Annotated in this window: 17 protein-coding genes; 8 read left to right on the forward strand and 9 right to left on the reverse strand. The window is 70.8% G+C overall.

Annotated features, from left to right (window positions below):
- Positions 1-37: 37 nt before the first annotated feature.
- Entirely contained in the window at positions 38-3805 is a 3768-nt protein-coding gene (locus ACIQH8_RS01460) for a multifunctional oxoglutarate decarboxylase/oxoglutarate dehydrogenase thiamine pyrophosphate-binding subunit/dihydrolipoyllysine-residue succinyltransferase subunit (protein WP_400993885.1), read from the forward strand.
- Positions 3806-3896: 91 nt separating this feature from the next.
- Here the strand turns inward: ACIQH8_RS01460 and ACIQH8_RS01465 are convergent, their stop codons facing one another.
- The 3 genes from ACIQH8_RS01465 to ACIQH8_RS01475 all read right to left on the reverse strand — a co-directional run bounded on the left by ACIQH8_RS01465 (position 3897) and on the right by ACIQH8_RS01475 (position 7268).
- The gene (locus ACIQH8_RS01465) at positions 3897-6242 is read right to left on the reverse strand and encodes an MMPL family transporter (protein ID WP_400993888.1); all 2346 of its coding nucleotides are present in this window, start codon (positions 6240-6242) and stop codon (positions 3897-3899) included.
- 112 nt (positions 6243-6354) lie between these two features.
- Positions 6355-6612 (reverse strand): zf-HC2 domain-containing protein, encoded by a 258-nt coding sequence (locus ACIQH8_RS01470; RefSeq protein WP_400993891.1) that lies wholly within the window; start codon positions 6610-6612, stop codon positions 6355-6357.
- Positions 6609-7268 (reverse strand): sigma-70 family RNA polymerase sigma factor, encoded by a 660-nt coding sequence (locus ACIQH8_RS01475; protein WP_400993894.1) that lies wholly within the window; start codon positions 7266-7268, stop codon positions 6609-6611. Before ACIQH8_RS01475 ends, ACIQH8_RS01470 begins: the two co-directional genes overlap by 4 nt.
- Before the next feature lie 106 nt (positions 7269-7374).
- Between ACIQH8_RS01475 and aroA the strand changes: the two genes are divergently transcribed.
- The 3 genes from aroA to bcp all read left to right on the forward strand — a co-directional run bounded on the left by aroA (position 7375) and on the right by bcp (position 10324).
- Positions 7375-8745, forward strand: a complete 1371-nt coding sequence (aroA, locus tag ACIQH8_RS01480) for a 3-phosphoshikimate 1-carboxyvinyltransferase (RefSeq protein ID WP_400993897.1) — start codon at positions 7375-7377, stop codon at positions 8743-8745.
- Positions 8742-9782 carry a ribosome small subunit-dependent GTPase A gene (rsgA, locus tag ACIQH8_RS01485; RefSeq protein WP_400993899.1) on the forward strand — a complete coding sequence of 347 codons (1041 nt, stop codon included), beginning with the start codon at positions 8742-8744 and terminating at the stop codon, positions 9780-9782. The genes aroA and rsgA overlap by 4 nt, the downstream gene beginning before the upstream one ends.
- A 65-nt stretch (positions 9783-9847) precedes the next feature.
- Positions 9848-10324, forward strand: coding sequence for a thioredoxin-dependent thiol peroxidase (bcp, locus tag ACIQH8_RS01490; RefSeq protein WP_400993902.1), 477 nt, complete (start codon positions 9848-9850; stop codon positions 10322-10324).
- Between the two features lie 87 nt (positions 10325-10411).
- Here the strand turns inward: bcp and ACIQH8_RS01495 are convergent, their stop codons facing one another.
- A complete protein-coding gene (locus ACIQH8_RS01495) occupies positions 10412-10825 on the reverse strand; it encodes a hypothetical protein (protein ID WP_400993905.1) in 414 nt (137 codons plus the stop codon).
- A gap of 196 nt (positions 10826-11021) precedes the next feature.
- On the opposite strand from ACIQH8_RS01495, the gene ACIQH8_RS01500 reads away from it, so the two are divergent.
- On the forward strand, positions 11022-11270 hold the full coding sequence (locus ACIQH8_RS01500; RefSeq protein WP_055859573.1) for a WhiB family transcriptional regulator: 249 nt from the start codon (positions 11022-11024) through the stop codon (positions 11268-11270).
- Positions 11271-11412: 142 nt separating this feature from the next.
- Here the strand turns inward: ACIQH8_RS01500 and ACIQH8_RS01505 are convergent, their stop codons facing one another.
- From ACIQH8_RS01505 to ACIQH8_RS01515, 3 genes are read right to left on the reverse strand one after another with little or no spacing between them, the layout of a single operon-like run.
- Entirely contained in the window at positions 11413-12906 is a 1494-nt protein-coding gene (locus ACIQH8_RS01505; protein ID WP_400993908.1) for a sensor histidine kinase, read from the reverse strand.
- A 30-nt stretch (positions 12907-12936) separates the two neighbouring features.
- On the reverse strand, positions 12937-14202 hold the full coding sequence (locus tag ACIQH8_RS01510) for a CpaE family protein (RefSeq protein WP_400993910.1): 1266 nt from the start codon (positions 14200-14202) through the stop codon (positions 12937-12939).
- Positions 14202-14798: an SAF domain-containing protein gene (locus ACIQH8_RS01515; protein ID WP_400993912.1), complete on the reverse strand. Its 597-nt coding sequence runs from the start codon at positions 14796-14798 to the stop codon at positions 14202-14204. The genes ACIQH8_RS01510 and ACIQH8_RS01515 overlap by 1 nt, the downstream gene beginning before the upstream one ends.
- A 167-nt stretch (positions 14799-14965) precedes the next feature.
- Here ACIQH8_RS01515 and ACIQH8_RS01520 point away from each other — a divergent pair, with 167 nt between their 5' ends.
- Complete coding sequence (locus tag ACIQH8_RS01520) at positions 14966-15259, forward strand: helix-turn-helix domain-containing protein (protein ID WP_400993914.1); 294 nt, start codon at positions 14966-14968, stop codon at positions 15257-15259.
- Between the two features lie 19 nt (positions 15260-15278).
- Here the strand turns inward: ACIQH8_RS01520 and ACIQH8_RS01525 are convergent, their stop codons facing one another.
- Entirely contained in the window at positions 15279-15866 is a 588-nt protein-coding gene (locus tag ACIQH8_RS01525; RefSeq protein ID WP_400993917.1) for a hypothetical protein, read from the reverse strand.
- Positions 15867-16043: 177 nt separating this feature from the next.
- On the opposite strand from ACIQH8_RS01525, the gene ACIQH8_RS01530 reads away from it, so the two are divergent.
- Together ACIQH8_RS01530 and ACIQH8_RS01535 are read left to right on the forward strand one after the other, a co-directional pair.
- Positions 16044-16493 carry an Rv3235 family protein gene (locus tag ACIQH8_RS01530; RefSeq protein WP_400993920.1) on the forward strand — a complete coding sequence of 150 codons (450 nt, stop codon included), beginning with the start codon at positions 16044-16046 and terminating at the stop codon, positions 16491-16493.
- 61 nt (positions 16494-16554) lie between these two features.
- Complete coding sequence (locus ACIQH8_RS01535) at positions 16555-17814, forward strand: adenylate/guanylate cyclase domain-containing protein (RefSeq protein ID WP_400993922.1); 1260 nt, start codon at positions 16555-16557, stop codon at positions 17812-17814.
- An 87-nt stretch (positions 17815-17901) separates the two neighbouring features.
- Here the strand turns inward: ACIQH8_RS01535 and secA are convergent, their stop codons facing one another.
- Positions 17902-20703, reverse strand: a complete 2802-nt coding sequence (gene secA / locus ACIQH8_RS01540; RefSeq protein ID WP_400993925.1) for a preprotein translocase subunit SecA — start codon at positions 20701-20703, stop codon at positions 17902-17904.
- Between the last annotated feature and the right edge of the window lie 141 nt (positions 20704-20844).

Here is a 20844-nt window from a genome sequence, read left to right on the forward strand (position 1 = left end):
GTGAGCATCCATCAATGGAGAGAGTGGGCGAAAGGCTGTGTCGAGCCAATTGACCGGGTCGGGATCCGACGAGACCACGTCGGCGATGTTCGGAGCCAACGAGTGGCTCGTGGACGAGATGTACGAGCGGTTCCTCGCCGACCCCACTTCGGTGGACGAGACCTGGCGCGAGGTGCTCGAGCACTACCGCCAGGTTCGCACCGGCGAGACCGTCGCCGCGCCCGCGACCACCCCCGCCATGCCCGACGAGACCGCGCTCCACAGCGCGGCGAGCGAGCAGGCGGAGCCCGCTCCGGCGCCCGCCGCCGACCAGGCCGCGGCATCCCCCCACGCCACCGCGACCGCGCCGAACGCCGTCATCGGCCAGGCACCCGCCGCACGCACCACGTCGGTCGCACCGCGCACCGCCCCCGTACCGGCCGACGTCCCCGTGACGAGCCCGCAGCAGCAGGCCGACGCCGGCGAGCGGGAAGACGAGGTCGTCCCCCTCAAGGGCCTGCCGAAGACCCTCGCGGCGAACATGGACGCCTCGCTCACCGTGCCGACCGCGACGAGCGTGCGCACCGTGCCGGCGAAGCTCATGATCGACAACCGCATCGTGATCAACAACCACCTCCGCCGCACCCGCGGCGGCAAGGTGTCCTTCACCCACCTGATCGGATGGGCGCTCATCCAGGCGCTGAAGGAGTTCCCGAGCCAGAACGTCTACTACTCCGAGACCGACGGCAAGCCGGCGCTCGTGAAGCCCGCGCACATCGGGCTCGGCATCGCGATCGACATCCCGAAGCCCGACGGCTCCCGGGCGCTCCTCGTCCCCGCGATCAAGCGCGCCGAGACGATGACGTTCAACGAGTACCTCGCCGCCTACGAAGACCTGGTGTCGCGGGCGCGCAAGAACAAGCTCACCGCCGACGACTTCAAGGGCGCGACCATCTCGCTCACGAACCCCGGCGGCATCGGCACGGTGCATTCCGTGCCGCGCCTCATGAAGGGCCAGGGCTGCATCATCGGCGCCGGCGCGCTGGAGTACCCGGCCGAGTTCCAGGGTGCCAGCGAGAAGACCCTCGCGAACCTCGCGATCGGCAAGACGATCACCCTGACCTCGACCTACGACCACCGCGTCATCCAGGGCGCCGGCTCCGGCGAGTTCCTGAAGAAGGTGCACGAGCTGCTCATCGGCGACCGCAACTTCTACCAGGACATCTTCGCGGCGCTCCGCCTGCCGTACGAGCCGATCAAGTGGAACGCCGACATCTCGGTCGACATCGCCAGTGCGATCGACAAGACGGCGCGCGTGCAGGAGCTCATCAACTCCTTCCGCGTCCGGGGCCACATGATGGCCGACATCGACCCGCTCGAGTACGTCCAGCGCTCGCACCCCGACCTCGACATCGAGAGCCACGGCCTCACCTTCTGGGACCTCGACCGCGAGTTCGTCACGGGCGGCTTCGGCGACAAGCGCACGGCACTCCTCCGCGACATCCTCGGCGTGCTCCGCGACTCGTACTGCCGCACGATCGGCATCGAGTACATGCACATCCAGGACCCGGTGCAGCGCAAGTGGATCCAGCAGCAGGTCGAGCGCAAGTACGAGAAGCCCACCCACGACGAGCAGATGCGCATCCTCGGCAAGCTCAACGAGGCCGAGGCGTTCGAGACCTTCCTCCAGACCAAGTACGTCGGGCAGAAGCGCTTCAGCCTCGAGGGCGGCGAGTCGATGATCGCGCTCCTCGACGAGGTGCTGCAGGGCGCCGCCAAGGAGGGCCTCGACGAGGTCGCGATCGGCATGGCCCACCGCGGCCGCCTGAACGTCCTGACCAACATCGCTGGCAAGACCTACGGACAGGTCTTCCGGGAATTCGAGGGCACGCAGGACTCGAAGACGTTCTCCGGCTCGGGCGACGTGAAGTACCACCTCGGCACCGAGGGCACGTTCACCGCCGACGACGGCCAGCAGGTGCCGGTCTCGCTCGCCGCCAACCCGTCGCACCTCGAGGCCGTCGACGGCGTGCTCGAGGGCATCGTCCGCGCGAAGCAGGACCGCAAGCCCGTCGGCACGTACTCGGTGCTGCCGATCCTGGTCCACGGCGACGCGGCGATGGCCGGTCAGGGCGTCGTGGTCGAGACCATGCAGATGTCGCAGCTCCGCGCCTACCGCACGGGCGGCACGATCCACCTCGTGGTCAACAACCAGGTCGGCTTCACCACGGTCCCCGGCGACGCGCGCTCGTCGATCTACTCGACGGATGTCGCGAAGGCCATCCAGGCGCCGATCTTCCACGTGAACGGCGACGACCCGGAAGCCGTGGTCCGCGTCGCGGAGCTCGCCTTCCGGTACCGCCAGGAGTTCAAGCGCGACGTCGTCATCGACCTCGTCTGCTACCGGCGGCGCGGTCACAACGAAGGCGACGACCCGTCGATGACGCAGCCGCTCATGTACAACCTCATCGAGGCGAAGCGCTCGGTCCGAAAGCTCTACACCGAGGCGCTCGTCGGCCGCGGCGACATCACCGAAGAGGAGTACGAGGAGGCGCACCGCGACTTCCAGGACCGCCTGGAGCGGGCCTTCGCCGAGACGCACGCCGCGCAGACCGGATCGATTCCGATCGTCGGCGGCCAGGCGCACGAGGCCGAGCCGGTCTCGGGCGAACTCGAGACGACCGGCGTGTCGACCGAGGTCGTCCACGCCATCGGCGACGCCTTCAACAACAAGCCCGAGGGCTTCACGGTCCACCCGAAGATCCAGCAGCTGCTCGCCAAGCGCCAGGACATGAGCCGCAACGGCAAGGTCGACTGGGGCTTCGGCGAGCTGCTCGCGCTGGGTTCGCTGCTGCTCGAGGGCACCCCGGTGCGTCTCGTCGGCCAGGATGCACGGCGCGGCACGTTCGTGCAACGCCACGCGGTGCTGCACGACCGCGTGAACGGTCAGGAATGGCTGCCCCTGCAGTACCTCGGCGACCAGCAGGCCCGGTTCTGGATCTACGACTCGCTGCTCAGCGAGTACGCGGCGATGGGCTTCGAGTACGGCTACTCGGTCGAGCGGGCCGACGCGCTCGTGATGTGGGAGGCGCAGTTCGGCGACTTCGCCAACGGCGCGCAGACGATCATCGACGAGTTCATCTCGTCGGCCGAGCAGAAGTGGGGCCAGCGCTCGAGCGTGGTCCTGCTGCTCCCCCACGGCTACGAGGGTCAGGGGCCCGACCACTCCAGCGCCCGCATCGAGCGCTACCTGCAGCTGTGCGCGGAAGACAACATGACGGTCGCGCGTCCCTCCACGCCGGCGTCGTACTTCCACCTGCTGCGCCGCCAGGCCTACCAGCGTCCGCGCCGCCCGCTCGTGGTGTTCACGCCGAAGGCGATGCTCCGGCTCCGCGGTGCGACGAGCGAGGTCGAGGACTTCACGCAGGGACGCTTCGAGCCCGTGCTCGACGACGCGCGGATCACCGACAAGGCCGCGGTCAAGCGGGTCGTGTTCATGGCGGGCAAGCTCTACTACGACCTGCTCGCCGAACTCGAGAAGAACCCGAACCCCGAGGTCGCGCTCGTCCGCCTGGAGCAGTACTACCCGCTGCCCGCTGCCGACCTGAAGGCCGTCGCCGACGCCTACCCGAACGCCGAACTCGTGTGGGCGCAGGACGAACCCGAGAACCAGGGCGCGTGGCCGTTCTTCATCATCGAGACGAACAAGCTCGGCCCGCGCGAGGTGCGTCTCGTCGCCCGCACCGCCGCCGCCTCCCCGGCGACCGGTTCCGCCAAGCGCCACGCCGCCGAGCAGGCCGACCTGGTCAAGCGCGCGCTGTACTAGGCCGCGCGCCCCGCACGACGACACGAGCGGATGCCTCCTCCCGGAGGCATCCGCTCGTGTCGTTTCCGTCCCGGGCCGCCGCCCGGCGTGATCAGCGCACCTCGACCGGGGGCCGGTGCGCGCGCTCGGACTCCCCGTCGGCGCCGCGGTCGTCGCCAGCTGCCGGCGCGGGCCCCGCGTCATCCGTCGGCGCCGCATGCGCACCGTTGCGCCGTTCCTCGCGAGACAGGCGGCTCGGCCACCAGATCGCCCGCCCGATGTCGTAGGAGACCGCGGGCACGAGCAGCGTCCGCACCAGGAACGTGTCGAGCAGGACGCCGAAGGCCACGATGAACGAGATCTGCGCCAGGAAGAGGATGGGCAGCACCCCGAGCGCAGCGAAGGTCGCCGCGAGCACGAGCCCCGCGGACGTGATGACGCCGCCCGTGAGCCGGAGCCCCCTGAGGATGCCCTCCCGGGTTCCGTGCCGCGCCGCCTCCTCCCGGACGCGCGTCATCAGGAAGATGTTGTAGTCCACGCCGAGGGCGACGAGGAAGACGAAGCCGAAGAGCGGCACCGACGGATCCGCACCGGAGAAGCCGAACACGAACTCGAACACCAGGGCCGAGACGCCGAGGGCGGCGGCGAACGACAGCACCACGCTCGCGATGAGGATGAGCGGCGCGACGACTGCCCGCAGCAGCAGCATCAGGATCACGAGGATCGCCAGCAGTACCAGCGGGATGATGAGACGCTGGTCGGCGATCGCCGCCTCGTTCGTGTCGAGCGCGACGGCGGTCGGACCGCCGACGAGCACGTCGCCTCCGACCTCGTCGAGACGCTCCCGCAGGTCGACGACCGTGGCCTCCGCCTCCGCGGAGTCGGCGGGGTCGTCGAGCGTCGCCTGGAGCAGCACCGCGCCGTCCACCACCGTCGGTTCGGGCGCGGGGGTACCGGGTGGGCCGAACGCCTGGATGCCGTCCTCCGTCACGGGTGCACTGCCGGCCGGCGAGTCGGCCGAGAGCACGGCGACGGATGCGACGCCCGAGGTGTCGAGGGCGATGTCGGCCATCTCCTGCAGGTCGTCCTCGGGTCCGATGATCACCGCGGGGGTGCCGGAACCGCCGGGGAAGTGCTCGCTCACGAGCTCCTGGCCGTCCCGCGCCTGCGACTCGCCGAGCACGAACTCGCTCGAGGGGACGCCGTCGGCGTCGAGTCGGACGAGCCCGAGCGCCATGACCGCGAGCAGCAGCGTCGACAGGATCCACACGATCCGGGGGCGGCGCGAGACGAGCCGGCCGATCGCGCCCCACAGCCCGCGTTCCGCGGCCTCCTCGGCGTCGACGGGCGCAGCGTGGCGGCCGTGCTCCGCATCGGTCGCGGCCGACTCGGCGCGCGCGATGCGTCGTGGCCAGAACGCGGCGCGCCCCGCCCAGAGCAGCAGCGCCGGCAGGAGCGTGAGCGCAGCGAGCAGGGCGAACACGATGCCGATGGCGGCGACCGGCCCCAGGATCTTGTTCGAGTTCAACTCGGAGGCGAGGAGGATGAGCAGGCCGACGATGACGGTTCCCGCCGAGGCCGCGATCGGCTCCCATGAGCCCTTCAACGCGGCCCACGTGGCATCCCACTTCGTCTCGTGCTGTGCGAGCGACTCACGGTACCGGGCGATGTAGAGCAGCGCGTAGTCGGTGGCCGCGCCGATCACGAGGATGAAGAGGATCCCCTGGGTCTGCCCCGACAGGAGCAGCAGGTCGGCCTTCGCGAGTTGGACGACCGTGAACACCGAGGCGGTGAGCGCGGTCACGCTGGTGAAGAGCACGATGATCGGCAGCAGCGGCGACCGGTACACGATCACGAGGATCACGAGCACGGCGAGGAGCGCGACGGCCAGGAGCAGCCCGTCGATGCCGGAGAACGCCGCGGCGAGGTCGGCCGTGAAGCCGGCCGGACCGGTCACTGCCGCGGTCGTGCCGTCGATGGGCGACTCGTCGAGGAGCGCACGCAGGGACTCGACCGTTGCGCCGGAGCCCTCCTCGCCCTCACCCGGTGCGATCGAGGCGACGAACTGCGCCGCCTCGCCGTCCTCCGACGGGATGACCGGGGATGTCTCGTCGGCGACGACGCCGTCGAGGTCGACGACCTCGTCGCGGAGGTCGTCGACGTCGGCGAGCTGGGCTGTCGTGAGGTCCGACCCGTCGTCGGTCGCGACGATCACGATCGCGGGGACGTTCTCCGAGTCGCGGAACGCGTCCTGCAGCTCGTTGACCTCGGTGGCCTCGGCCGATGCCGGCAGGAACGACGCCTGGTCGTTCTGCTGCACGTCGGAGAGCCCTCCGAACGCGGCGCCTCCGGCGCCGAACAGCGCGAACCAGACGAGGATCAGGACCGCGGGGATCAGGACTCGAAGCCAGACGGGGACGCGACCCCCGGGACGTTTCGCGACGGCATGCTCGTTCATCGTGCTCGACGCTACGGAACGACCCGCTCGGCGCGCGTCCATCGAAAGTTCGGAAACGGACGGGCCTCGCCGGCCATCGGTCCGGGCGACGCCGGGCGGGCGCGCGGAGGGGTCAGTCGGTCAGGACGTCGTGCCCGGACTGGAACGCCCGGATGCGGCCCAGCACCACCGTGCGGAGCTCCTCGGGCGCGCTCTCCCGGCACGCCCGCTGCACGACCTCGGTGATCGCGACGCCGACGCGAAGCTCGTTCCGGCAGTCGTCGCAGTTCGCCACGTGCTCGCGGATGTCGGCGGCATCCTCGCTGCACAGCTCGTTGTGCAGGTACTCCTCGAGTTCGGCCTTCGCCTTGTCGCAGCCGCAGTCGGTCATTTCGCGCTCCTGGAGGATCGGGTCGCCGGCTGTGTCGTGGCGAAGCCTCGTTCGCTGGCGTAGTCGGCGAGGGACTCGCGGAGCATCCGCCTGCCGCGGTGCAGGCGACTCATCACGGTCCCGATCGGGGTGTTCATCATGTCGGCGATCTCCTGGTAGGAGAATCCCTCGACGTCGGCGAAGTAGACCGCGAGGCGGAAGTCCTCGGGCAGCGCCTGCAGTGCGTCCTTCACGGCCGAGTCGGGCAGGTGGTCGATCGCCTCGGCCTCGGCCGAACGGCTCGAGGACGCGGTCGTCGACTCGGCGCCGCCGAGCTGCCAGTCCTCCAGCTCGTCGATCGTGCCCTGGTAGGGCTCCCGCTGCTTCTTGCGGTAGCTGTTGATGAATGTGTTCGTGAGGATCCGGTACAGCCACGCCTTGAGGTTCGTGCCCTGCGTGAAGGACGCGAACGCCGCGTAGGCCTTCACGAACGTCTCCTGCACGAGATCCTGCGCATCGGCGGGGTTCTTCGTCATGCGGAGGGCGGCCGCGTAGAGCTGGTCGATGAAGGGCAGCGCCTGTTCCTCGAACAGGGCGCCGAGATCGCGCTGGTCGTCGTCGGGGGTCGCCTCGTCGGACCGGGTCTCGCTGGCCGGGGTGGCGGAGTCGTCGCTCATCAGGGGCCATCCTAGATCGTCGGTCTCCGAGACGACCGGACGATCGAGTACCGCGAGTGACACGCACCGACTCCTTCCTGCTCTCGGACGCTACTGTTGGTAACCGATGCAGATCTCGAGGTATTCCGCGCCGGAGTTCGATCCGTACGGCGACAACCGCCAGACCGAGACGGATGACGGATGGCGCGCGCCCGTGGCATCCGGCCCGCTGTCGACCTCGCTGTCGCTGCCCGGCTCGAAGTCGCTCACGAACCGCGAGCTCGTGCTGGCCGCGTTGGCCGACGGCCCCTCCACGCTGCACGCGCCGCTGTGGTCGCGCGACAGCGAACTGATGATCGAAGGCCTCCACGCCCTCGGCGTCGGGTTGGAGCGGGTGCCGGGCGCCGGCGGGTTCGGCGACGACCTCCGCGTGACGCCGGCCGACGAGCTGTTCGGGTCGACCACGATCGACTGCGGCCTCGCCGGCACGGTCATGCGATTCCTCCCCGCCGTGGCCGCGCTCGCCCTCGGGCCGACGACGTTCGACGGCGACGCCTCCGCCTACCGCCGCCCGATGCGCGGGGTCATCGAGGGCCTCCGCGGCATCGGCGTCGACCTCGACGACGACGGCCGGTGGGCGCTGCCCTTCACGGTGCACGGAACCGGGCGGGTCGAGGGCGGCGAGCTCACGATCGACGCCTCGGCGTCGAGCCAGTTCGTCTCCGGACTGCTGCTGTCCGCGCCGCGCTTCGAGCACGGACTCGATCTCACGCACTCCGGCGAGCGGCTGCCGAGCCTGCCGCACATCGAGATGACGATCGACACGCTCGCCCGTCGCGGCGTCGTGGTCGAGCAGCCGTCGGTCGGTCGCTGGCGCGTCGCGCCCGGACCGATCGCCGCGCGCGACGTCGACATCGAGCCCGACCTGTCGAACGCCGCGCCGTTCCTCGTCGCCGCGCTCGTGGCGGGCGGCTCGGTCACGATCTCCGGCTGGCCCCGCGAGACGACCCAGGTCGGCGCGCAGCTGGCCGACCTGCTCCCCCGGTTCGGCGCGCGTGTCGAGCGGGCGGGTGATCTGCTCACCGTGCACGCGCCGACGCCGGCGAGCGACAGGAGCCGCGGCATCCGGGGCGTCGAGCTCGACCTGTCCGAGGCGGGCGAGCTCGTTCCGAACCTCGTCGCGCTGGCGGCCTTCGCCGACGAGCCGAGCACCATCACCGGGATCGGTCACATCCGCCATCACGAGACCGACCGACTCGCCGCGCTCGCGGCGGAGCTCAACGGCCTCGGCGGGCGCGTGACCGAGCTCGACGACGGCCTGCGTATCGAGCCTGCGCCGCTGCACGGCGGCGAGTGGAAGGCGTACGAGGACCATCGGATGGCGACCACCGGCGCGATCGTCGGACTCGCGGTCGACGGCGTCGTCGTCGACGACATCGGGTCGACGTCGAAGACGCTCCCGCAGTTCACCGAGCTCTGGGAGCGGATGCTCGGATGAGCTGGTGGGACACGGACGACGAGGATGAGGAGTACGAGGAGTACGACGAGGCCGACGTCCGGATCCGCCCGAACCGCCGGGGCAGTCGACCCCGCACGAAGGTGCGCCCCGAGCACGCCGACGCCGACTCGGGCTTCGTGCTCGGCGTCGATCGCGGACGCTACACCGTGCTCGTCGACGAGGGCGAGCCCGACGAGCGCGAGATCATCGCGGCGAGGGCCAGCGAGCTGCGCCGGAAGTCGGTCGTGACCGGCGACCGCGTCGACCTCGTGGGCGACACCTCGGGCGACGAGGGCACGCTCGCGCGCATCGTGCGCATCCGGGAGCGCACGACCCTCCTCCGGCGCAGCGCCGACGACACCGACGCGGTCGAACGGGTCATCGTCGCGAACGCCGACCAGATGCTCATCGTCATCGCTGCGGCGAACCCCGAGCCGCGCGTCCGGCTCGTCGACCGGTACCTCGTCGCCGCCTACGACGCGGGCATCGCCCCGCTCGTGTGCGTCACGAAGACCGATCTCGCCGACCCCGCACCGTTCCTCGCCAATTTCGCCGGCCTGGACCTCCCCGTCTTCCTCAGCCGCACCGACGCCATGCCGCTCGAGGCGATCTCCGACCGGCTCGTCGGGCACCGCACGGTGTTCGTCGGGCACTCCGGCGTGGGCAAGTCGACCCTCGTGAACGCGCTCGTGCCCGACGCGAACCGTGCGACCGGCCACGTCAACGTCGTCACCGGGCGCGGCCGGCACACGTCGTCCTCCACGGTCTGCCTGCGCCTCGAGCACGACGGCCGCACGGGGTGGGTGATCGACACCCCCGGCGTGCGCTCCTTCGGGCTCGGGCACGTCGATCCCGCGAACATCCTCGGCGCATTCGCCGACCTCGCCCGCGTCGCGGAGGACTGCCCTCGCGGCTGCACGCACCTGCCCGACTCCCCCGACTGCGCGATCGTCGAGGCCGTCGAGGCCGGCGATCTCGGCGAGTCGGGGCGGGTGCGGCTCGACTCGCTGCAGCGGCTGCTCGCCACGTTCGCCTGAGCACGGCGGGCGGAGGACGCGGCCGCCGGTCACGGGGCATCCGTCGCCCTGCCTACGATTGAGGCATGACCGACGTTCGACTCGCCGCCGGCGACCTCGCGCCCGACTTCACGCTCCCCGACCAGGACGGCTCGCCCGTCACGCTCTCCTCGCTGCGCGGACATCGTGTCGTGCTCTACTTCTACCCTGCGGCCATGACGCCGGGCTGCACGACCGAGGCGTGCGACTTCCGCGACAGCCTCAACTCGTTCGCGGGCGCCGGCGTGCGCGTCGTGGGGGTCTCGAAGGACGAGGTCCCCAAGCTGAAGGAATTCGCCGAGCGCGACGGCCTGAACTTCCCGCTGCTCTCCGACACCGACCTCGCGGTGCAGCAGGCGTACGGCGCCTGGGGCGAGAAGCAGCTCTACGGGAAGACGGTGACGGGCTCCATCCGCTCCACGTTCCTCATCGACGAGGAGGGACGGATCGCGAAGCCCATGTACAACGTGAAGGCGACCGGGCACGTCGCCCGGATCCGCAAGGAGCTCGGCCTCGACGCCTGAACTCGCCGCATCCCTCCGGGCGGTCGTCGCACAGCGGCGCCCGCCCCGAGACGTCTCCGGCGGTCGGCGTCCTCGTCGGTGACGGGCTCAGCCGGCCGTCGCGTCCTCCGGTCGCGCGTACAACTCGCGCACGGGCGGCCAGAGCAGGAGGCCGATCACCGTGATCGCGGGGATGAGCAGCAGCCAGCCGAGGTCGGGGCGAGCGAACAGCCCCTGGAACGCACCGACGGCGATCGAGAGCTGCAGCACCTGCCAGACGATCGCGGCGGCGCGCGACCACGGCGCGCGCCGGACGGATGCCACCGCGATCGCGCTCACCCAGGCGGCGGCGATCGCGACGAGCACGACCAGTGCGACGGCCGTCGCGAACGACGAGGGCTGCAGCACCAGCAGGTCGACGACCAGCCAGACGAGGACCGCGATCAGCGCGCCGGCCTCGGCGAACAGCAGGGCGACGACGGTCACGAACGCGGCGCGCACGCCGCCCGGATTCACAGGCATCTCCCGAAGAGCACTCTTGATTCGCTTCTCTCGCTATGCGACCATTTACAAGGCCGAATTGATGCTCACAGGGACGTGAGCCGATCGCTTCCCACGATCCTACTTCCCGAGATTCGGCTTTCCCCCTGCAGCACCGCCGGTTTCCGGCTGCGCCCCCGTGCGCCTGCTGCGAACCGATGAAACAAGGAGCATCTACATGGATTGGCGCGACAAAGCCGCCTGCCTCACCGCCGACCCGGAACTGTTCTTCCCCGTCGGCAACACCGGTCCGGCCGTCGACCAGATCGAGAAGGCCAAGGCGGTCTGCGCCCGATGCACCGTCACCGAGATCTGCCTCCAGTACGCCCTCGAGACCGGTCAGGACTCGGGCGTCTGGGGCGGTCTGAGCGAGGATGAGCGCCGCGCCCTCAAGCGCCGCGCCGCTCGCGCACGTCGCGCCGGCTGAGACCCGGCGCGCAACGCGCGCCCTGGCTCCGACGACCCGGGTCGTCCCGACGGAGCCGAGCCCCCGCAGGGCGCGCGACCTCCCCGCAGCACCCGGACCGGACGGCACCCGCGATCTCGCGGGTGCCGTTCGCACGTCCGGGTCAGGCCTTCGTGATCCAGCGCAACGGCACCTCGATGGTCACCTCGGTGCCGCTGCCGACCACCGTGTGCCAGTCGATCGTGCCGCCGAGCTCGCCCTGGATGAGCGTGCGCACGATCTGGGTGCCGAGTCCCTCGCCGACCTTGCCCTCGGGCAGGCCCGAGCCGCTGTCGCGCACCTGCACGGTGAGCACGGTCTCGGAGCGGTTCGCGATCACCTCGACGTCGCCCTCCCGCCCGGCGAGGCCGTGCTCGACGGCGTTCGTGACCAGCTCGGTGAGCGCGAGCGCGAGCGGCGTGGCGTATTCGCTCGGCAGGACGCCGAAGGTCCCCGACTTCTTGGGGTGCGCGGTCGTGTTGTGCGCGGCGGCCACCTCGGCGACGAGCAGCAGTGCGCGGTCGAACACCTCGTCGAAGTCGACGTTCTGCGTGAGCCCCTCCGAGAGGGTGTCGTGCACGACCGCGATCGCGCCGACGCGGCGCATCGCCTGCGTCAGTGCGTCGCGCGCCTCGTCGGAGTGGGTTCGGCGGGCCTGGATCCGCAGGAGCGAGGCGACCGTCTGCAGGTTGTTCTTCACCCGGTGGTGGATCTCGCGGATCGTCGCGTCCTTGGTGATGAGCTCCTGCTCCTGGTGGCGGAGCTCGGTCACGTCGCGCGTGAGCACGATGGCACCCGTGCGTTCGCCGCGACGCCGGATGGGGATGGCGCGGAGCGACACCGTGACCCCACGCGATTCGACGTCGGTGCGCCACGGCGCCCTGCCCGTCACCACCAGCGGGAGCGATTCGTCGACGTCGAGCTTGCCGCTCAGCAGCCGCGTCGCGACGTCGGCGAGCGACTGCCCCTCGAGTTCGTCGTCGAAGCCCATGCGGTTGAACGCCGACAGCGCGTTGGGGCTCGCGAACGTCGTGACGCCGTCGACGTCGAGCCGGATCAGCCCGTCGGACGCGCGCGGCGCCCCACGACGGGGTCCGGTCGGCGCACCGAGGTCGGGGAAGTCCCCCGAGGCGATCATCTGGAACAGCTCGTCGGCGCAGTCGTTGAACGTGAGCTCCTGCCGGCTCGGCGTCCGCGTCGACCCGAGGTTGGTGTGCCGCGTGATCACGGCCACCGGGTCGGGTGCGAGCGCCGTGCCGGTCACCGACAGTCGGCGCATCACGGGCACGGCGCGGACGCGCGTCGGCATCTCCTCGTACCAGTCGGGCGCCGAGGACTCCTGGATCGTGCGTGCGCCGAAGGCCTCAGAGACGAGGTCCCGCCACTCGCTCCGGATGCCCTGGCCGACGAAGTCGCGGTAGAACAGCGTCGCGGCGCTCGACGGGCGGGAGTGCGCGACCGCGACGAATCCGTCGTCGCCCGAGGGCACCCAGAGGACGATGTCGGCGAAGGCGAGGTCGGCGAGCAGCTGGAGGTCGCCGACGAGCATGTGCAGCCAGTCGACGTCGGCCTGGCTGCTGCGCCCCTGGGCGAGGACGAGGTCACTGAGGGTCGACACGGGTCAAGCGTACCCACCCGAGCGGACGCCTCAGACCGCGACCGCGCGACGCCGCAGCGCACCGAACGGGACCCGCCCGCGTCGCGTTCCGGCGTTCGACGGGAGCAGCCGGTCGTCGACGTACGACCGCAGCGCCGCCCGGAGCGGGGACCGCGGTGCGGCGTCCCGGAGCGTGCGCGCCGTGAGGATCGCGGCATCCGCCGCCCGACCGTCCTGCGGAAGCAGGACGGCGTCGGCCAGCCCGGCGAACCGGCGCAGGGTCTGGCGGACCTGCGCATGCGCGTCCATGCCGAGCGCGCTCGTGCGGACGCGATTCACGAGGACGTCGACGCGGTCGTGCTCGACGTGCTCGACGAGCTCGGCGTGGCCGCGAAGGAGTCGGGACATGCCGACCGGGTCGGCGAGTCCGACGGCCACGACGCGATCGGCCGCGGCGAGCGCGGCGAAGGTCGCGGCGTTCCGACGCGGTGCGAACGGATCGCTCGTGAGTTCCTCGTCCCGCTCGAGGCTGAAGCCGACGTCGATCACCACGAACTCGAATCGCGAACGCATGACCCGCAGGGTGTCGGTGACCCGCTCGTGCGAGAGCTCGGGCCATCGGCTCGGTCCGACCAGCCCCGTGAACACGTCGAACGACGCCCTCGGCGACGAGTACCGCTGGGCGATGCGCTCGAGCTCGACGCGGTCGAGCGCACCGGTGCCGGCGAGACGGCAGGCCGATGCGAAGCCGGGTGCCTCATCGAGCAGTCCCAGCGCGGCGGCGATGGCGCCGCCGTACGGGTCGGCGTCGACGAGCGCGACCAGGTGCCCGGCGGCGGCCAGCTCGGCGGCGATGCCGACGGCGATCGTCGTGCGGCCGGGTGCGCCGGACGGACCCCACACCGCGACGATTCCCGGACGGTCGTCCCGATGCGACGAACCACGCTCGCGCGACTCGTGGCCGAGCCGCGACGGCAGGCCCGGTCCGCCCGCGAGCAGCGCCTCGAGCTCGGCCGGTCCGACCTCGGCGTCGAGCACCTCGTGGAGTCCGATGCGATTCGCCTCCGCCCGATCGCGATCGGTCGAGGCGATGGCGACCAGTCTGATGCCCCGCTGGTCGCAGGCGGCGAGGAGCTCCGAGTCGAGCGTCGCCGCGCCCGCTCCGACGACGACGATGTCGGGTCCGAGGACGTCGAGGCAGTCGAGCACGTCCCGGCGTCCGACAACCCGGGCGACGATGACGTGACCGGCCTCGACCAGGTCGGCGAGGAACCGGTCCTCGACGGATGGCTCGAGTGCGAGGGCGAGCCGCGCCATCAGCCCGCACTCGACGCGACGGCGGGCGACGGGACGAGGTCGATGGCATCGCCGGAGGCGAGCGCCTCGAGCAGCGCGGCCGTCTTCGCGCGAGGGATCAGCAGTTCGACGCTCGGTCCGTCGCCGGCGACCATCCCGTCGCCGTCGAGCACCGCAGCGACCTCGGCGCCCGCGACGAGGACGACGGGCGGCTCGAACACGCCTCGTTCGAGTTCACCCGCGGCCCACACGTCGACCACGGCACCCGGAGCGGTCCCGCGCGCGAGCGGCCCGCGCGTGGGCACGACGACCGTCGCGGTTCCCGCGGTGTCGCCCTCGGCGACGGATGCCGCCGGCACGAGTTCGCCCTCGCGGACCGTCCGCGTCACCACGAGCCCGCCGCCCGGCACGTCGGCCGGCGCGAGGTAGCCGTCGGCGAGACCGCCGAGCCGCACCGACTCGACCCGGAGGTCGTCGAGGGTCACACGCGTCCCCGCGGTGACCGTCGTCGGTGCGACGAGCACCTCGGTCGTGTCGTCGAGTGCCTCGACGAGCGCCCAGACCCCCACCGTGGACCCCGCGACCAGGACGAGGCCGACGAGCAGTCGCGGGTCCATCCGCCGACGCTCCCCGACGGGCCGTGTCGGACGTTCCGCCATCGCTGCTCCTCTCGCGGTCGCTTCGCTGCCGGCGACCACGACCCATCGTGGTCGGAGTCCGAGAGGACGCCGTGAAGTTATCCACACGACGCGTGGTCGGAGCGGCACGCGCCGATACTTGAGGGATGGTCCACCACGCTGCGGGAGAGCCGCTCGGCCGCTTCCTCACCATCGCCGACGCGGCGGAGGTGCTGGCGGTCGACGTCGAGGCCGTGCACGAGCTCGTCATGTCGGGCGAGCTCCCGGCGATCCGCGTCGGCGAGCGCGGGCCGTGGCGCATCGAACGTTCGCAGCTCGAGGTCTTCATCGAACTGCGCTACGAGTCGACGCGCCGCGAGGTGGCCTGGAACGAGGGCGAGTTCGCCAACGTCATCGAGTTCTCCGGGATCCGTCCGAGCGGGCTGCGCCCCGTGGACTGAACGGGCCGGCCGAGCCCGATCACCTCGCTTCGGTCGCGACCACGACGGTGATCCGCGCGAGCGGCACCAGACGGTAGCCCCTGACCTCGCGCTCGCGACGCGGCGTACCCGGCTCGTGCAGGGCGAGGTCGAGATGGTCGGAGGCGACCCGGTCGATCGTCCCGTGCACCCGACCCTCGAGGGTGCGGACCTCGACACCGGCACGACGGCGCCCGAGGTCGCGGAGCGCGAACGCGATCCCGATGCGCTCGACGAGTCCGCTCGGCGCGGCCTGCGGAGCGAGGCTGTCCTCGAGCTGGCGACGGCTCGCGGAGACTGCTGCGATGGCGGAGACCGGCACGACGCACTGGGCACCCGGCGGTCCGCCGCCGACGCCGCCGATCCAATCGCGACCGAACGCGGTCGGACGCAGGTGCACGGATGTCGCGTCGACGAGTTCGAGCCGGACCGCTCCACGGTCTGACGCGGTCATCGCCGCGATCCGCTCGCGCAGTCCGAGACGGCCGATGCGCATGCGCTCGGATTCGATGGCGAGCGCGCGCTCCTCCTCGCGGCGATCGTGCTCGAGCTGCGTCTCGAGGTCGTCGAACAGCCGGTCCCACCGCATGCGACCGACGCTAACCCCGGTGTCGGGCGAACCGACGCGGTTCTCCACAGGCGACGATTTCCCTTGACACCCGCACTCCGGCGCCCCTACCGTTCGATCTAGACCACCCGAACACCCCCGAAGAGGGGGCACGTCGCGTCGGACCCCCGCCGATCGCCCCGCCCTACTGGAGCCGTCATGACCGCACGCCAGCCCGGCGCGCCTCGCAGCGCCGCGATCCACGGGACGAGCGCCCGCCGTCTCGACCTCGACGACTACTTCGCGCGGCAGCGCGCCGGTCGCGCCGACCTCCCCGACCCGGAGCCCCTCCTGCGGAACCTCACGCACTGCGTGATCGAGGTGCTCGCAGGCGCGCGCGACCTCGAACAACTCGCACGCTGGGTCACCGACGACGTGTATCGCAATCTCTCCAAGCGCGTCGTCCTCGCGGCGCGTGCACGGCGCGTCAAGGGACTCGTGCCGCAGCGACCGGCGTTCACCGTGGGCCGGGTCCATCTCGCCGAGCCCGCCGACGGCATCGTCGAGGCGGTCGTGATGGTGCACCAGCGCGCACGGTCCCGTGCCGTCGCCATCCGCCTCGAGGGCCTCGATCAGCGCTGGCGGGCGAGCGTCATCAGCGTGCTCTGAGTCCACGGCCGGCGCCGCGTGCCATGCGTCCCCGCGTCGGCACATCCAATAGGCTCTGCGAATGGAGCGCACGTCGGTGCCGTCCGACCGCGGATCCCGCCTGCTCAAGGCCGTGGCATCCGTCGGCGTCGCGATCGAGGACGACGACGACCGTCGCATGGAGAAGTCGGTCCTGGCCTTCACCGCCGTCTTCACTGCCGTCGTCGTGACGCCCTGGGCGGTGTTCTACTATTCGATCGGTCGACCCGCCGCCGCCGCCATCCCGACGTTCTACGTGCTGATGACGATCGTCGGACTCCTCGTCCTGCGCCGACGACACGAGGACAGCGTCCTCCGCGCATCGCAGCTCGCCATGTTCCTCGTGCTGCCGCCGCTCGCCCACGTCGCTCTCGGCGGGTTCGTCCAGAGCAGTGCCGTCATCCTCTTCGCGCTCGCGGCGCCGGTCGGCGCGCTCTCGTTCACGCGCGTCCACCGACCCTGGATCGTGTTCGTCGCGTTCACGGCGATCGTCCTGATGCTCGTCCCGCTGGAGCCCACGCTTCAATCGCTGGTGCCGTCCCTCGACGCGACGGTCGTGACCGTCTTCTTCGCCGTGAACATCGTCTCCATCTCGACGATCATGTTCGTCGCCATGGGCTCGTACGTGCGCTCCCGCGACCGCCTCGCCGCCGCGCTCGCGATGGAACGCGACCGCACCGATCGTCTGCTCCGCAACGTCCTGCCCGATGCGATCGCGGACCGTCTCGTCGCCGGCGAGCGCCCGATCGCCGACCGTTACGATCGCGTCGGCGTCCTGATCGCCGACATCGTCGACTTCACGACCCTGTCGGAGTCGGTGTCGGCCGACGACCTCGTCCACGACCTGAACGAGCTGCTCCGCGACTTCGACGCGCTGGCCGCCGAGCTCGGCGTGACGAAGGTCAAGACGATCGGCGACGCCTACCTGGCCATCTGCGGCGGCCCGTCGGGCCCGGCGGACGTGACCGCGCTCGCCGACCTCGGGCTGCGATTCCGCGAGATCGCGGGCACCCACGCGATCGGCGGACGGACCGGCATCCGCCTGCGCATCGGCATCGACGTCGGGCCCGTGGTCGCCGGCGTGATCGGCGAGTCCCGCTTCCTCTGGGACGTCTACGGTGCGACCGTCAACACCGCCAGCCGGATGCAGTCGACCGCACCGCCCGGCGCGATCCAGGTGACGGACCGCGTCGCCGCGGAGCTCGGCACCGCGTTCGAACTGACCGAGCGCGGCGTCATCGAGGTCAAGGGCCTCGGCCCGGTGCACATCTCGTACGTCGAGACGAGACGCCCGCCGGCGTGAGCCGGCGCCGCGGATCGCCGCGGCGAGCGGTCCGGCACGACGGCGGACGGCTCGGGTCGCCCCGAGCCGTCCGCGCACGTCATCGGGTCAGCGACCCCTGCGCTCCTGCGCGCGCCGCTCCTGCCGGTTCATCGGGCCCGCCTCGCCGTCCTGACGCTGCCCGAAGGCACCGCGCGCAGCCGGCGCCGGCGGCTGCTGCGGCTCGCCGGACTGCTGCTGTGCGACGGCGCGCCGAGCCCGCTGGGTCGCGGCCTGCTGCAGCTGACCGCGCTGGTTGCGCACCTCGACGCCACCCGAATCGCTCGGAGCCGTGTAGCTGAGCTTCTCCTCGGGGGCGGTCGGGCGCTGGAGGCCCTTGGCCTCGATCCGCGGCCCGGCGACGCCGGCCTGCGGCGCGACCTCGACCTCGAGGTTGAAGAGGAAGCCGATCGTCTCCTCGCGGATCGAACCCATCATCTGCTGGAACATCGCGTAGCCCTCGCGCTGGTACTCCACGAGCGGGTCGCGCTGCGCCATCGCCCGGAGGCCGATGCCGTCCTTCAGATAGTCCATCTCGTAGAGGTGGTCGCGCCAGCGACGGTCGATGACCGAGAGGACGACGCGGCGCTCGAGTTCGCGCATCGCGGGGCTGCCGAGCTGCTGCTCGCGTCGCTCGTACGCGAGCTTCGCGTCGGAGAGGATCTCGCGCCTGACGAAGTCGCGGTTCACGCGCCCCTTCTCGCCCGCCTCGGCGACGACCTCGTCGATCGTGATGCCGATCGGATACAGGGTCTTGAGCTCGGCCCAGAGGGCGTCGAAGTCCCACTCGTCGGGGGACCCGGCCGCGGTGTGCTCGTCCAGCACCTCGTCGATGACCTGCTCGAGGAAGCTCTGGACGCGGTCGTGCAGATCGTCGCCCTCGAGGATGTGCCGACGGTCAGAGTAGATCGCCTCACGCTGTCGGTTCAGGACGTCGTCGTACTTCAGGACGTTCTTCCGGATCTCCGCGTTGCGGGCCTCGACCTGCGACTGCGCCGAGCGGATGGCACGCGTGACGACCTTCGACTCGATCGCGACGTCGTCGGGGACGCCGCGCGACATCAGGCTCTCCGCCGCGCCCGCGTTGAAGAGGCGCATGAGGTCGTCGGTGAGGGAGAGGTAGAAGCGGCTCTCGCCGGGGTCGCCCTGTCGTCCGGAGCGGCCGCGCAACTGGTTGTCGATGCGTCGCGACTCGTGGCGCTCGGTGCCGAGCACGTACAGGCCGCCGGCATCGAGGACCTTCTGCGCCTCGCCCGAGGTCTCGCCCTTGATCTTCTCGAAGACCTCGTCCCAGGCCGCCTCGTACTCCTCCGGAGTGTCGACGGGGCTGAGGCCGCGCTCGTGCATCTTCTGCACGGCGATGAACTCGGCGTTCCCGCCGAGCATGATGTCGGTGCCGCGGCCGGCCATGTTCGTCGCGACGGTGACCGCGCCGTAGCGACCCGCCTGAGCGACGATCGCCGCCTCCCGCGCGTGGTTCTTCGCGTTCAGCACCTCGTGCCGCACGCCCTTCTTGGCGAGCAGACGCGAGAGGTACTCGCTCTTCTCGACGCTCGTCGTGCCGACGAGGACGGGCTGGCCCTTCTTGTGCCGCTCGACGATGTCCTCGACGACCTGGGCGAACTTCGCCTCCTCGTTCTTGTACACGAGGTCGGGCTGGTCGATGCGCACCATCGGCTTGTTCGTCGGGATCGGGACGACGCCGAGCTTGTACGTCGACATGAACTCCGCCGCCTCGGTCTCGGCGGTGCCGGTCATGCCCGAGAGCTTGTCGTACAGGCGGAAGTAGTTCTGCAGCGTCACGGTCGCGAGGGTCTGGTTCTCGGCCTTGACCTGCACGCCCTCCTTGGCCTCGATCGCCTGGTGGATGCCCTCGTTGTAGCGTCGGCCGACGAGGATGCGCCCGGTGTGCTCGTCGACGATGAGCACCTCCCCGTTCATGACGACGTAGTCCTTGTCCTTCTTGAACAGCGCCTTCGCCTTGATCGAGTTGTTCAGGAACGAGATGAGCGGGGTGTTCGCCGACTCGTACAGATTGTCGATGCCGAGGTAGTCCTCGACCTTCTCGATGCCGGGCTCGAGCACGCCGACGGTGCGCTTCTTCTCGTCGACCTCGTAGTCCTCGCCGGGGACGAGGCGCTTGGCGAGGTTGGCGAACTCGGTGAACCAGCGGTTCGCCTCACCCGACGCCGGGCCGGAGATGATGAGCGGGGTCCGGGCCTCGTCGATGAGGATCGAGTCGACCTCGTCGACGATGGCGAAGTAGTGGCCGCGCTGGACCATGTCGGCCGCCTGCCACGCCATGTTGTCGCGCAGGTAGTCGAAGCCGAACTCGTTGTTCGTTCCGTAGGTGATGTCGGCGGCGTACTGCTCGCGGCGCACGGCGGGCGTCTGGCCGGCCACGATGCATCCGGTGGTCATGCCGAGGGCGCGGAAGACGCGGCCCATCAGTTCGGACTGGTAGCTCGCGAGGAAGTCGTTGACCGTGACGATGTGCACGCCACGGCTCGTGAGCGCGTTGAGGTAGGCGGCCGTCGTCGCGACGAGCGTCTTGCCCTCACCGGTCTTCATCTCGGCGATGTTGCCGAGGTGGAGGGCGGCGCCGCCCATGAGCTGCACGTCGAAGTGCCGGAGGCCGAGCGTGCGGCGGCTCGCCTCGCGGACGGCGGCGAACGCCTCGGGCAGGAGGTCGTCGAGCGACTCGCCGTTGCCGTAGCGCTCGCGGAGCTCCACGGTCTCGTGCTTGAGCTCCTCGTCGCTGAGGGCCCGGAAGTCGTCTTCGAGGGCGTTGATCGCGGCGGCGTAGTTCTCGAGCCGCTTGAGCGTGCGACCCTCGCCGACGCGGAGGACCTTTTCCAGAATCGAAGCCACGAACTGCTCTCCAGTGTTGTCGTTCAGGCGTGCGACGTCGGGGTGGGGCACCCGCGCACGCCGGAGGATCCGCCTGTGCAGACGGTCATCATAGCCATGCTACTGGGCAGCGGACTGGGCGACGGCCCCGGCCGGCAGGGC

Source organism: Agromyces sp. GXQ0307, from assembly GCF_044769845.1.
Classification (GTDB): Bacteria; Actinomycetota; Actinomycetes; order Actinomycetales; family Microbacteriaceae; genus Agromyces.